14 protein-coding genes are annotated in these 13,061 nt (G+C 65.4%); 1 reads left to right on the top strand and 13 read right to left on the bottom strand.

What is annotated here, in order from left to right:
• Window positions 1-273 (top strand): transposase (locus F813_RS0109050; protein ID WP_026148227.1); only part of this gene is annotated, 273 nt, incomplete at its 5' end.
• A gap of 271 nt (window positions 274-544) precedes the next feature.
• On the opposite strand, the gene F813_RS0109045 is transcribed toward F813_RS0109050, so the two are convergent.
• From F813_RS0109045 to cobD, 13 genes are all read right to left on the bottom strand, one after another.
• Entirely contained in the window at window positions 545-928 is a 384-nt protein-coding gene (locus tag F813_RS0109045) for a flagellar protein FliT (RefSeq protein ID WP_012982834.1), read from the bottom strand.
• A 49-nt stretch (window positions 929-977) separates the two neighbouring features.
• Window positions 978-1,391: a flagellar export chaperone FliS gene (gene fliS, locus F813_RS0109040; RefSeq protein ID WP_012982835.1), complete on the bottom strand. Its 414-nt coding sequence runs from the start codon at window positions 1,389-1,391 to the stop codon at window positions 978-980.
• A 23-nt stretch (window positions 1,392-1,414) separates the two neighbouring features.
• The gene (gene fliD / locus F813_RS0109035; RefSeq protein WP_012982836.1) at window positions 1,415-2,773 is read right to left on the bottom strand and encodes a flagellar filament capping protein FliD; all 1,359 of its coding nucleotides are present in this window, start codon (window positions 2,771-2,773) and stop codon (window positions 1,415-1,417) included.
• 257 nt (window positions 2,774-3,030) lie between these two features.
• The gene (locus F813_RS0109030; protein WP_017926315.1) at window positions 3,031-4,275 is read right to left on the bottom strand and encodes a flagellin; all 1,245 of its coding nucleotides are present in this window, start codon (window positions 4,273-4,275) and stop codon (window positions 3,031-3,033) included.
• Window positions 4,276-4,536: 261 nt separating this feature from the next.
• Window positions 4,537-4,896: a flagellar protein FlaG gene (locus tag F813_RS0109025; RefSeq protein ID WP_369759339.1), complete on the bottom strand. Its 360-nt coding sequence runs from the start codon at window positions 4,894-4,896 to the stop codon at window positions 4,537-4,539.
• A 146-nt stretch (window positions 4,897-5,042) separates the two neighbouring features.
• The gene (locus F813_RS0109020) at window positions 5,043-6,278 is read right to left on the bottom strand and encodes a flagellin (protein WP_017926313.1); all 1,236 of its coding nucleotides are present in this window, start codon (window positions 6,276-6,278) and stop codon (window positions 5,043-5,045) included.
• A 516-nt stretch (window positions 6,279-6,794) separates the two neighbouring features.
• A complete protein-coding gene (locus tag F813_RS0109015; protein WP_017926312.1) occupies window positions 6,795-7,424 on the bottom strand; it encodes a YIP1 family protein in 630 nt (209 codons plus the stop codon).
• 75 nt (window positions 7,425-7,499) lie between these two features.
• A complete protein-coding gene (cobS, locus tag F813_RS0109010) occupies window positions 7,500-8,270 on the bottom strand; it encodes an adenosylcobinamide-GDP ribazoletransferase (protein ID WP_017926311.1) in 771 nt (256 codons plus the stop codon).
• A 109-nt stretch (window positions 8,271-8,379) separates the two neighbouring features.
• Window positions 8,380-8,952 carry a histidine phosphatase family protein gene (locus tag F813_RS0109005; protein ID WP_017926310.1) on the bottom strand — a complete coding sequence of 191 codons (573 nt, stop codon included), beginning with the start codon at window positions 8,950-8,952 and terminating at the stop codon, window positions 8,380-8,382.
• Window positions 8,949-10,010: a nicotinate-nucleotide--dimethylbenzimidazole phosphoribosyltransferase gene (cobT, locus tag F813_RS0109000; RefSeq protein ID WP_017926309.1), complete on the bottom strand. Its 1,062-nt coding sequence runs from the start codon at window positions 10,008-10,010 to the stop codon at window positions 8,949-8,951. The genes F813_RS0109005 and cobT overlap by 4 nt, the downstream gene beginning before the upstream one ends.
• A gap of 52 nt (window positions 10,011-10,062) precedes the next feature.
• On the bottom strand, window positions 10,063-10,584 hold the full coding sequence (gene cobU / locus F813_RS0108995; protein ID WP_017926308.1) for a bifunctional adenosylcobinamide kinase/adenosylcobinamide-phosphate guanylyltransferase: 522 nt from the start codon (window positions 10,582-10,584) through the stop codon (window positions 10,063-10,065).
• Window positions 10,581-12,068: a cobyric acid synthase gene (locus F813_RS0108990; protein ID WP_017926307.1), complete on the bottom strand. Its 1,488-nt coding sequence runs from the start codon at window positions 12,066-12,068 to the stop codon at window positions 10,581-10,583. The genes cobU and F813_RS0108990 overlap by 4 nt, the downstream gene beginning before the upstream one ends.
• Window positions 12,065-13,024, bottom strand: coding sequence for a threonine-phosphate decarboxylase CobD (gene cobD / locus F813_RS0108985; RefSeq protein WP_017926306.1), 960 nt, complete (start codon window positions 13,022-13,024; stop codon window positions 12,065-12,067). Before cobD ends, F813_RS0108990 begins: the two co-directional genes overlap by 4 nt.
• Window positions 13,025-13,061: the final 37 nt, after the last annotated feature.

Genomic DNA, 13,061 nt, shown 5'->3' with positions numbered 1-13,061 from the left:
GTCCTGGAAGAATCGGGGACCACGGTCCGGCGGCCCTCGCGGTTGGCGAAGATCGGTTCCAGCCGACTGCGCAAGGCGCTCTACATGGCGGCGGTGGTGGCGACCCGGTACAACCCGGACGTGCGACACCAGCATCAACGTCTGCTGACACGCGGCAAGGCCAAGATGTCGGCGATCGGGGCGGCTATGCGCAAACTCCTGCACATCGCCTTCGGTGTGCTCAAATCCCAAACCCCGTATCAAGCCCGCCATGAAACCCCTTGCACCCCGTAGGGCAAGACGGTATCTACGGGGCTTGGCAAACCACCAGGGCCAGGGTATCCGTCATCCCCGCCGCAGCGGAGCGCCAGGATCTCCCGCGTCAGACAACCCCCAACGGTCTGCCCAGCGCCCGACACCAGAGGTGGCGGCTAACCGCTGTGCCTTTCCGGGTTGACACGAGATGAAAATTCTCGGGGGCCGAGAGTCGAAACGACTGCCGAGGAAATGATGGCGACGTGAGCCGGCCACATCCGGGACATCGGCGGCCGTCTGGAGCTGCGAATCAGCCGCCGGGCTTCATCGGACCGGAGCGCATGGAGTTGCGGCGGGTATTCTCGTAGGCGTTGGTGCCTTTCCGCCCCGCGCGCAGTTCGCGCAACTGGCGGCTGGCATCGCCGCGGCGTTCGGCCAGGATCGGGACGGTTTCTTCATAGAATGTCGAGAGGCGTTCCAGTGCGCTGCGCAGGGCTTCGCCCGTGTCATCACGCAACGGTACGGGCTCATCGCCAAAGGCACGCTCGACCAGCACACGCGCCTTCAGGTCCAGCTCTTCCAGGTGGTCCCAGTCTTCCTCGCGGATGGCCTGGTCCATCAGGCCGCGTACGGCTTCCACCGCATCCTCCAGCGTTGCACCGGAGTCGTCTTTACCCGCATCGTTGGTCGTCATAATCGGCGAACAACACCACGAGGCGATGGTGCCGTCAAGGAGGCGCGCCTCAACCCGCCTTGCGCTGGCGCTCCTCGGGTGGAATGTCGTCCCAGCCGGCCTTGATCTCGCGCAGCAGCTTGGCCACCTCGTCCAGCGCCGCCGGATCGTTCTGGGCGTTGCCTTCCAGCAGGCGACGGGTCATGTACGCATAGAGTGCATCCAGGTTCGCAGCCAGCTCCGGCCGATGCTTGTGATCCAGCATCGCCCTGAGTGATTCGACAATATCGATCGCCTTACCAATGCGTTCACCCTTGACCGCGACATTGCCCTGCTGCATCGCGCCCTTCGCCACCGCGATACGCTCCAGGGCCCCCTCGAACAGCATCTGAATCAGACGGTGAGGATCGGCCACCTGTGCCTCGGCCATCGGCCCCGCTTGCCGATACTGGTTGACTGCCCTGTTCATGCCCGGTCCGTACATTTCACTACCCCTGCTCGGTGAGGTTATCGGGATTGATTTCTGGCCAGCGGCGTGTTGGCCAATTGCGCCATCAGTTGATCGCCCGTGGCCTGCATTTGCGCCACCATGGAGTCCATCCGCGAAAACTGACGCACCCAATTCGCCTCAAGCCGCTCGATGCGGGCTTCCAGATCCTCGCGCTGGCGTTCGATTCGGCTGAGATCACTCTGCAGCCCGTCCTGCCGAACCTGTATCAGTCCATCGCGGCCGGTAAAGCTGTCCGTCACATCGCGCATCTGGCCCGCGATGTTGCGCACGGTGTCGGAGATATTTTCGAATCCGTCACGCTCCATGGCCTCACTGAAGCGAGTACTGTCAAAACTCAGCGTCCCATCCCGGTTGGAGATGATGCCGAGTTCGGCCAGCGTTTGATTGGATCCGCCAGCACCTTCCGCTGGCTGGATCAGGGCGTTGCCAAGACGGCTGCGAATCCCGCGCACCGTGCTGTCGCCCGTCAGCACGGCCGCCTCGTCCTCTTCGGGATCGTAAGCCGTGAGCTGGTTGGTCTGCCCGATGAGCGCGTTGTAGTTCTCCACGAAGCTCTGCAGCAGCGATTCCAGCTCGTCGCGATCCTCCGACACGGACACGGTTGTCGGGCCGCTGGAGACACCCGTCAGTTCGATCTCGAGCCCCTCGATCGTGTCGCTCAACGTGTTACTGGAGCTGGTGACGGTCAGTCCGTTGATGACGGCCTCCGCGTCCTGGGCCGCGCGGGTCTCGGTCAGGTTGCTGCTATCCAGTCGGCCCAGTCCACTGCCCTCGGGGTCTTCCGTCGCCGTGACGGAGATGGTGTTATCCGCTCCGGTCTCGTTCGCGCTCAGTACCAGGCGCGCACCGTTGCCGTCATTCACAATGGACGCGGTGACACCCGCTTCGGAGTCGTTAATCGCATTGCGAACATCGCGCAGGGTGGCGCCCTCTTCCACGTCAATAGTGACGGCATTCCCGTTGCCGACCTGGATCTGCAGCTGACCCGCGCCTACTTCGTCATCGGCGCTGTCGAAATCACCGGCAGCCGAGGCAACGATCTGAGATTGCGCGAGCTGATTGACCTCAAGCGAGAAATCACTGTTCTCGGCGTCCCCGGTCACCGTGACGTTCGCCACGCTGTCATCCGCCACCGAGGCCGATTGCGTAGGTTCGAAACCGGAAAGATCGCCCAGCACCGAACCCACCTGATCCACACTGCTGGTCAGCTCGCCAAAGGCCGAAATCTGCGCGTCAATGCGCTCTTCGCGCTGGTTCAGGCGCTGTTCTTTGGGCTCGCGCTCGGCCGCTACGAGCTGCCCTACCAGCTGATTCAGGTCCAGTCCGGACCCTACACCGAGAGAACTAATTGCCATGACGCGCCACCTCACCACGCCCCTGTTCGGGACTTTCGCATGCGTTCTAGCTGAGTATAACGACTGTTTCAGCGATTTCTTTAGCCAAGCCGCGCCGCTTCGTTCGTGAACCGGTTCACGCTTCGGCTTCAGTCTGGCGCAGCCGTAGCGAGTACCCAACCTGGCTTCACATGGTTCGGAATTGGATCCGCGCAATAAAAAAAGGCGGGCAGCCCAAGGCCACCCGCCTTACATAAGGTCTCCTTGAAGACCCCGGCTTACTGCAGCAGTGCCAGCACGTTCTGCGACGTGGCGTTCGCCTGCGACAGTACGGAGGTCCCCGCCTGCTGGAGGATCTGGGCACGGGTCAGCTCCGCGGTTTCCTCGGCGAAGTCGGCATCCCGGATCCGGGAACGCGCAGAATCCAGGTTCTCCGAGGAGATCTCCAGGTTGGCGATGGTGTTCTCGAAACGCACCTGCACCGAGCCCAGGTCGGCACGCAGGGAGTTGACCTGGTCCAGGGCACCATCCACGACAGCCAGGGCTTCCGTGGCACCCGCGCGGCTGCCGATGTCGACGTCCGTGAGGTTCAACTGTTCCGAAGTCGGACCATCGGTCTCGGTGTCGGCCGAGAACAAGTCGACCGTCGTCGGATCATCGTCATCGAGCGTTACCTGGCCACCGCTTAAGGTAAATTCCGTATCAAAATTCCCGCGAACGGCAATGGTCGTCTCACCCTCATTGTCGGTAATGAGTGCGGCACTCAAACCGGCATCACGAACCGCCTGCGTTTCACCGTCATCAGCCCCTTCAAAACTCGAGATAGCCGAATTAATTTCGCGAACCGCATCCTGCAGAGTGGTGACGCCATCCAGGTCGACGTCGATCTCAATTCCGAGGTCATCCTGGACGCCGACTTCATCCAGGCGGATCTCGATGTCATCGATTTCGTCAATCCCGACATCATTTAGCTGTTCCTGAGTCAGGCCTTCAGCCCCTTCGGCGATCGCTCGACCGAGTTCAGTCGCCCGAGCGTCGGCACCGGACACCGCGATGTTCTGACCCTGGTTGGCCCCGATCTGGAAGAAGATGTCGTTCAACGCCCCATCCAGGATGGCGTCGCCGTTGAACTCGGTCTCGTTGGCAACGCGGCTGATCTCGGCCACCAGCTGCTGGGCCTCGTTGTTCAGGGCCTCGCGGTCGGACGCGGAGTTGGAGTCGTTCGCCGCCTGTACGGACAGTTCGCGGATCCGCTGCAGCGCGTCGCCCACGGTGCTCAGCGCACCTTCGGCGGTCTGCGAGAACGAGATACCGTCGTTGGCGTTGCGCACAGCCTGGTTCAGGCCGTTGATCTGCGTGCTGAAGCGCTCGGAGATGGCCAGACCGGCGGCATCGTCCTTTGCGCTGTTGATTCGCAGGCCCGAGGACAGCCGCTCGAGGCTCTGGCCCAGGGCACCCTGCGACTGGCTCAGATTGCGCTGAGCGTTCAGGGACAGGATGTTCGTGTTGATAACTTGGGACATGATTACGTCTCCTTACGGCATAGCTTTAGACCGCCTCGGGCGATCGCGATGGCGGCATTCAACCGCTCTCAGGCCCGTTAACGACAAGCTATCCGTGAGCTTTAACACGAATTTTCGATTTTCTTGCCATTGTGCCTCTGTGGGGTCCGCAACGATTTCCTGTCGAGCCCCCACATCCGATGCACACCCATATCGGCCGACAGAAAAAAGCCGGGACAAGCCCGGCCGAAAGTCACTGTGGTTGATAATGTGCCGGGTCGGTCAGGCCCGTTCCTCGACCCCCGTACCATCCAGGCCTTGCTGTTCCTGGAAATGACGAATCAGGGCCACCACTGCCTCCGGCGGAATCTGCCGGATCACCTCGTCCTGCTCGGCATCCTTGACCGTGATCACCGTCCGGCCGCTCGAATCATCCACGCTGAACTCCAGCGCACGCTTGGACGATTGCAGATAGGCGTTGATCGACTCCACCACCTGCTCCATGCCCTCCGACTCTCCCAAGTCCACAGACTGGGTCGATTCATCCAGCCCCCGTTCAGGAATATCGGGGCTCGCCGGGACATCCCCGAAACTGGCATTCCGAGAACCCGCGGTATCGTTCAACCCTTTAGCAACCGGCATCGAGGCATCGCCCTGCCCCTGACGGGCAGGCTGAAACACCAATGAAGTGATACTGCCAATCGAATCACTCATCTTGCTTCCCTCGCCATTAAAGGCGGGTGACCGTCTGGCCACCCGCCCGTCTCATGGCCTTTTACCGGTTCAACTTACTGCAACAGGGCCAGCACGTTCTGCGACGTCGCGTTCGCCTGGGCCAGCACCGAGGTACCGGCCTGCTGCAGGATCTGCGCCCGGGTCAGCTCGGCCGTTTCGGAGGCAAAATCTGCGTCCCGGATACGCGAGCGGGCCGACTCAAGGTTCTCCGAGGATACCTGCAGATTGGCAATGGTGTTTTCAAAGCGGACCTGGACCGAACCCAGATCGGCACGCAGAGAGTTCACCTGGTTCAGCGCACCATCGACGATGGCCAGAGCTTCGGTGGCACCGAAACGACTTGCAATGTCCACGTCGGTCAGATTCTTGGCTTCCGAACCAGTGTCGTCAAACAACGTGATGTCCGTGGTATTTCCCGCCCCGTCGTCATCATCGAGGCTCACTACGCCCCCGGTAACTTCAAAATCCGTATCGAAATTACCGCGGATCGCGATGGTCGTTTCGCCATCATTGTCGGTCACGAGTGCCGCACTAAGGCCCGCGCTGCGTACAGCCGCAACATCCTCGTCACTGCCTTCAAAATTGGCGATGGCAGAATTAATTTCCCGTACGGCATCTTCCAGCGACGTGACACCCGTCAGGTCGACCTCAATGTCAATATCAAGTCCTTCCAGCACCCCAACTTCATCAAGGTTAATCGTAATATCGGTCATCGAACCGATGCCAACATCGTTGATCTGCTCCTGGGTCAGACCGTCTTCCCCCATCGCAATGGCACGACCCAGCTCGGTAGTACGAGCATCCACGCCCGAAACGGCAATGTTCTGTCCCTGATTGGCCCCAATCTGGAAGAACAGATCCTGCAGCGCACCATCCAGGATCGCGTCACCGTTGAACTCGGTGGAGTTCGCGACGCGGCCGATCTCGGCGATCAGCTGCTGGGCCTCGTTGTTCAGGGCCTCGCGGTCGGAGGCGGAGTTGGAGTCGTTCGCCGCCTGGACGGACAGTTCGCGGATACGCTGCAGCGCATCGCCCACGGTGCTCAGCGCACCCTCGGCGGTCTGCGCAAACGAGATGCCGTCGTTCGCGTTGCGCACGGCCTGGTTCAGGCCGCGAATCTGGGTGGTAAAGCGTTCGGAGATCGCCAGACCGGCGGCGTCATCCTTGGCGCTGTTGATCCGCAGGCCGGAGGACAGTCGCTCCAGACTCTGGGCCAGCGCGCCCTGGGAATTACTCAGATTGCGCTGAGCATTCAGGGACAGGATATTGGTGTTGATGACTTGAGACATGATTACGCTCCTGTAGCGTCATGCCGAACCACCTTGGTCGGCTTCCTCGGCGAACACTCGTGCGCCTTCGAAAGCAGTAACGACCGCTCGACCGAATCCTTTAGCCCCATTCCGGAAAAATTTTGCCGCCCGCCTGAACGTGTCCACCACGGCGCACGCTCGCCACCCCAGCGCTTCGGCTCACACCACTCATCAGCCACGGCCGATACGAAGCCGCACAGCGCCACAGGGGACACAGGCCAGCCACATACCCGTGGTCCTGAACAACCGCTTTGACACACCCAGGTGATGCGAGAAACCTGTGTCAGGTCCGAAGCCGCTACTACCGTCATTGCCAAGGAGCAAGGCCACCCAGCAAACAGCCTCGACTCTCAGAGATATGGATCTTGGGCAACGAAAACCAAGGCGGCCCCAGTTGTCCGATTTCCCCCTGTAGGAGGTCAGCCCTCTGGCCGATGGGGCGTTGGCATGTTCCCAATCGGCCAGAGGGCTGGCCTCCTACAGGGCCGGAGTGAATCAGATCAGCCAGGTGGTGCCGATGCGGGTCTCGGGGGTGGCGCCGGGGATCAGGTCCATCAACAGCCAGCCGAAGATGAGGGTGATGAACGCGCCGCAGAAGACGGTGGCCACGAACAGGCCGATGCGGTTGCCGCGCTTCAGGCCGAGGATGCCGCGCAGCGACCAGTACAGCAGCCACAGGGAATACAGGATCAGCAGCAGGCCGATAGTGTTGCCCCAGGGCCAGGGAAAGGCGGCGGCCACGTTACCGACCCAGGCGGGCAGCAGGCCGATGGTCACCGCCAGCATCGCACGGTCCGGGTGGGAGTAGCCCTGGAACAGCTCGGTCAGGTAGTGCGCGGACCAGGCCAGGCCCAGCACCCCGATGCTCATCGCCAGCACGCTGTAGACACCGAAGCCCCAGGCCCCCGGCATCGCCTCCGGCGGCAGCCCGGTCGGGATGGTCTGGTACAGCCACTGGCTGACGATCACGCTGAGCAGCAGCACCGGCAACGCCAGTCGCACGAACGTCTGCCACCAGGGCGGCACCGTCTCCAGTTCGCCGGCCTCGCGTACCGCCCGCAGGGGGTTCGTCAGTGTGCGCAGGACCAGCCGGCCCGGGTTCAGACGGGAGGGGAATGAGTTCATCCCGTCAGTATGTGGCCATCCCGTGACGGTTTCGTGACAACACCAGCCCCGAACCCTGCCCTCGCCGATCAGCGCCTAGCCAGCAAGCGCCAGGACCAGAATCACGAGTGTCAGGGTCTCCACCAGCTCCAGCGTCGCCCCGGCCGTGTCGCCGGTGAAGCCTCCCAGCCAGTGTCTCAGTACGCGCGTTGCCACCCACAGCGTCAGGCCGGCGGCGACCAGGGCCGGTATCACCCCCCAAAGGCCGGAGAGCAGGCCCAGCACCAGCACCACGACGGCCGAGCCGCCCACGACGCCGATGGCGGCGCTGTGAGGAAGGTGCTTCGCCATGTCCGCACCCAACCCCACGGGGTTCACGTAGGGCGTGGTCAGAAACAGCACCGGCGGCACCACGCGCCCCAGCAGCACCGCCAGCAGCAGCGCGATCCAGGCACCGGTATCGGCCACCGCCACCAGCGCCGTGCCTTTCAGCAACAGAATCAGGATCAGTGCCGCCACAGCCATCGGGCCACAGGCCGGGTCCTTCATGATGGCCTGGGCCCGCTCCGGATGCCGCTGACCGCCGACCCAGGCATCCACCGTGTCCGCCAGCCCGTCCAGATGGAGTGCACCGGTGAGCGCGACCCAGAACGTCAGCACCAGCGCCGCGACCAGCAACACCGGCGCCCCCGGGATCGCGGACAGCCCGATCCCCGCCAGCACCAGAAGCAGACCCAGGATCAGCCCCACCAGCGGATAGGCCAGGAGCGAACGGCCGAGGTCCTCGGGTCGCGGCTCCTGCGGGGGCGTCGGCAGTCGCGTCAGGAACTGCAAGGCCAGCCAGAAGGGGGCAAACACGGAGTTCATTACTCCCCTCCTTCCAGTCTTGCCGTAGGAGGCCAGCCCCCTGGCCGATGGGGCGTTGGCCCATTCCCAATCGGCCAGGGGGCTGGCCTCCTACAGGTTTCCTGCCCGATCACGAGGGGACCCCTTCGCGCTGGCCCGGCTCAACAACGTACAGCGAGGCCAACGGGACTTCGATCGACAATAGCTTCTCCAACGGCCAGCCCTCCAGGTATGCGCGGAGCAGGCGAATCACCCCGCCGTGGGTGACGACCAGGACGCGATCACCCGGCGCGACCACGCTCTGCTCCCAGCCGGCCAGCACCCGGTCGCGGAAGCGGCCGAGGTCTTCGCCATGCGGCGGCGGGTAGCCGAAGGGATCCTGCCAGAACCGCCCCAGGGCCTCGGCATCGTCACACATCAGCTGCTCCGCGGTACGTCCCTCCCAGTCCCCGAAATGTAACTCCTGCAGGCGGGGATCACACTGCACGGGGATTCCGGCCGCGCGGGCGAAGCCTTCGGCCGGAAGCCGACAGCGCTGCAGTGGCGAACACACGACGCGATCCCACTCGCCGGAGGACTCGAACGCCGCGCGCATCGCCCTCTCGCCTTCAGGGGTCAGCGGATCATCACAGCCACGTCCGCGAAAGCCGGTGCCGGTGGTCTCGCCGTGGCGCAGCAGGCCGATCCGGGCTGCAGCGGTCACCGGGTATCGCCCGAGACGCCGGCCTCGGCGAAGGTCGCCATGCCGGCGTGCAGCTCGCAGGCCAGGCGCAGCAGGGGCACGGCGGTGGCCGCCCCACTGCCCTCGCCGAGGCGCATGCCGAGATCGAGCAGCGGCTCGGCCGCCAGTGCTTCCAGCAGCCGCTGGTGACCCGGCTCCGCCGAACTGTGGGCAAAAAGGAACCAGTCCGCCGTGCCCGGACACAGCCGCTCCGCCACCAGCGCCGCCGAGGTACTGATGAAACCATCCACCAGCACCGGCAGCCCGATCTGCGCCGCCGCAATGTAGGCGCCAGCCAGGCCCGCAATCTCGAACCCTCCCAGACAGCGCAGACTGCCGAGTGCCTCGCCACGCACCGCGGCGTGGGTGCGCAGGGCCTGCTCGATCACCTCGGCCTTGTGGCGTACCCCGTTCGCATCCAGACCCGTGCCGGGCCCAGCCAGATCAACCGGGGGCAGGTCCAGTATCGAACAGGCGAGTGCAGCGGCGGCCGTCGTGTTGCCGATGCCCATCTCGCCACCGATGAACAGTTGTGCGTCCCCCCGTCGCGCACGCTCGGCGCACTGGCGGCCGGCGTTGAGCGCGCGTTCCAGCTGCGCCGGCGTCATCGCCGGCTCGCGTACGAGGTTGGCGGTGCCGGGCCCCAGGTTCAATTGCTGCACACCGGCGACGGCCGGGGGCTGAGCCACGGTACCGAGGTTGATCACCTCGATGGACGCCCCCAGGTGCCGGGCCAGCACCGAGATCGCCGCGCCGCCGTTGGCGAAGTTCGCGACCATCTGCGCAGTCACGGCCTGCGGGAAACGCGAAATGCCCTCCGCCACCACACCGTGATCGCCCGCAAACACCGCGATATGCACCCGCTCCAGCATGGGCTGGGACACACCCTGCATGGCGGCCAGGCGCTCGGCGATCGACTCCAGTCGCCCGAGCGAGCCCGGTGGCTTGGTCAGATGGGCCTGGCGCTCGGCCGCCGCCTGGCCCGCCTCGGCGTTGAGGGCAGCCGGCGGCACCTGCAGCCAGTCACAGTCTTCGGTCACGTGTTCTCCTTATTTGACCAGTCTTCGTGGCCGCAGCAGAGCACGCCCTGGATCACAGCGGGTCACCCTTGAGCACATGCGGGAGGCCGGCGACGGTCAGGACGACACGGTCCATCGCCGGGGCCAGGCGCTGGTGCAGCCAGCCGGCCTCGTCGGCGAACCGGCGGGACAAGGCATCCATCGGGGTAATCCCCATACCCGTCTCGTTGGACACGAACACGAGCGTGCCCGGCAGGCGCGGCACGGTCGCGATCAGGGCCTCCCGCTCGCGCTCGATCAGGGCCTCGTCCTCGGTGCACAGGAGCTGGGTCAGCCACAGCGTCAGACAGTCGACCAGCAGGCACCCATCTGGCCTTGCAGCCTCTTCCAGCGCGGCGGCCAGGCCGGTATCCGCCTCGATCAGGCCCCAGTCTCCGGGACGGTCGGCGCGATGGCGCTCAATGCGGCGCGCCATCTCGGCGTCGTCGGCACGCGCGGTAGCGACATAGGTCACGTGCAAGCCGCTGGCATCGGCCAACTGCTCCGCCAGCCGACTCTTGCCGGAACGCACGCCGCCGAGCACCATCGTCTTCATGTCACAGGCTCCGAGTTTCCTGCCCGCAGCAGCGCGAGGATGCGCCCCAGGTCCAGGTGCGCCTCCAGGGTATCGGCCAGGCGTTCCAGGCCACGCTCGCGGGCGGTCGCCAGGTCTTCCCCATGCTCCGTCCCCGTGCGCATGCCGGCCCAGTGCAGCAAAGCCTCGGCGGCAGCGGAGGTATCGAATACCCCATGGACATAGGTCCCCGCCACCGCATCGTCCTCGCTGCGCGCGCCGTCCGGGCCATGCTGCAGCTCCAGTAGGGCGCGACCCAGCCCGGCTCCGGTCGTCACACCGGCATGGATTTCGTAGCCCTCCACGTGGGCTTCCTGGCCCAGCACACGCCCCCCGGCAACACGCTCCAGGCGCTTTTCGGGCGCGAGACGCGTCTCGATGTCCAGCCAGCCCAACCCCGGCGTGGAACCAGGCCGCCCCTCGACGCCGTCAGGATCGTGTACGACCCGACCCAGCATCTGGAAGCCGCCACAGATCCCGAGCACCTTGCCGCCATAACGCACATGGCGGCGCAGCTCGGCCTCCCAGCCCTGTTCGCGCAACCAGGCGAGGTCATCACGCACGGCCTTGGACCCGGGAAGGATGATCAGATCCGCCGGCTGCAGCGACTCGCCCGGGCCGGCGAAGCGAAGGTCCACAGCCGGGTGCAGGCGCAGCGGGTCGAAATCGGTATGGTTGGAGATACGCGGCAGGGCCGGCACGACGACCTTCAGGGCATCCGCCACCTTCTGCGGGACCGCCTCGCGCGGCAGGGCGTCCTCGGCATCCAGGTACAACCCGTGCAGGTACGGGATCACCCCAAGCACCGGCTTGCCGGTCTCCTGCTCCAGCCAGTCCAGCCCCGGCTGCAGCAGGCTGATATCGCCGCGAAAGCGGTTGATCACGAAACCCTGCACCCGCGCGCGCTCCGTCTCGCTCAACAGCGCGAGCGTGCCTACCAGATGCGCGAACACGCCGCCGCGGTCAATATCCGCGACCAGAATCACCGGACAGTCCACCGCCTCGGCAAACCCCATGTTGGCGATATCGCCTGCGCGCAGGTTGATCTCCGCCGGCGAGCCCGCGCCTTCCACCAGCACATGCGCATACTGCGCGGTCAGTCGCCGATGCGAGGCCAGCACGGCCTCGCGGGCAACCGGCTTGTAGTCGTGGTAGGCGCGGGCATCCAGCTCGGCCGCCGGGCGGCCGTGGATGATCACCTGCGCCCCCTCATCGGAGGTGGGCTTGAGCAGCACCGGATTCATGTCGGTGTGCGGCTCCAGGCCGCAGGCGGCGGCCTGGAGGGCCTGGGCGCGCCCGATCTCGCCTCCGTCCAGGGTGACCGCGCTGTTCAGCGCCATGTTCTGCGGCTTGAACGGCACCACCGACAGCCCGCGGCGATGCAGCACCCGCGCCAGCCCGGCCACCAGCACGCTCTTGCCGGCATCCGAGGTGGTCCCCTGCACCATGAGCGTTGTACCGTTCATGCCTGCTGCAGCTCCGTTTCCAGCCGCTGCCAATCGGCCTCACGCCCCGGCAGGCCAAAACGCAGGCTGGCCGGACGGTCGAAACGACGCACGAGGATGCCCTGACGCGCCAGCGCATCCTGAATCGCCTGCGCATGGTCGGTCCGGCACCACTGGAACAGCGGCGTCCCGCCCGCCGGCGGCAAGCCGGCATCCCGCAGCAGCGTCTCGAGCCGGCGCCCTGCCTCCTGCAGTTGCCCGCGCGTCTGTGCCTGCCACGCCCGGTCTTCCAGCGCCTGCTGCGCCACCCACCGCGCGGGACCGGGCACGCTCCACGGTCCCAGCAACTCGGCGATGCGCCGCAGCCAGCCGTCCGGGGCCAGAACGAAGCCGACCCGCGCACCGGCCAGGCCGAAGAACTTGCCCAGCGAACGCAACGCGAACAGGCCCTCGCGCGGCGTATGTCCAGCCAGACTCTGCTGGGGCGTGGTGTCCATAAAAGCCTCGTCGACCACCAGCCAGCCACCCCGCTCGGCGAGCCTGCGGTGCCAGTCGAGCAGCGTCTCGGGAGCAAAATACGCGGCGGTGGGGTTGTTTGGATTGACCAGCACCAGTACGTCCAGCGTGGACGCGGCCCCGGCGAGTTCGCCCTCCCTCACCGCGACCACTTCGTGTCCAGCCGCCCGCCAGGCACGGGCGTGCTCGTTGTAGCTCGGCTCCAGTACCCCGACACGGGCAGGCCCCGCTCGCAGCCGGGGCAGCGCCTGAATCGCCGCCTGGGAACCGGCGACCGGCAGTAACGATGCAGCGCCGTAGTACGCCCGGGCGGCGGCCTCCAGCCCGTCCTCGTCCTCCGGGAGGCGCTGCCAGGCCTCGGCGGGCACCGGTCCGACGGGATAACCCTGCGGGTTGATCCCCGTGGACAGGTCCAGCCACTGCGCCTCGGGGATCCCGTAATGCGCCGCCGCCGCACGCACACCGCCCCCGTGGACCTGCTTCAGCGGCCCGCTCGCG

This window comes from Thioalkalivibrio sp. HL-Eb18, from assembly GCF_000364985.1.
In the GTDB taxonomy this organism is placed as follows: domain Bacteria; phylum Pseudomonadota; class Gammaproteobacteria; order Ectothiorhodospirales; family Ectothiorhodospiraceae; genus Thioalkalivibrio.
Note: the sequence above shows the minus strand (reverse complement) of the source record. Positions and strands in the feature narration are given on the sequence as shown.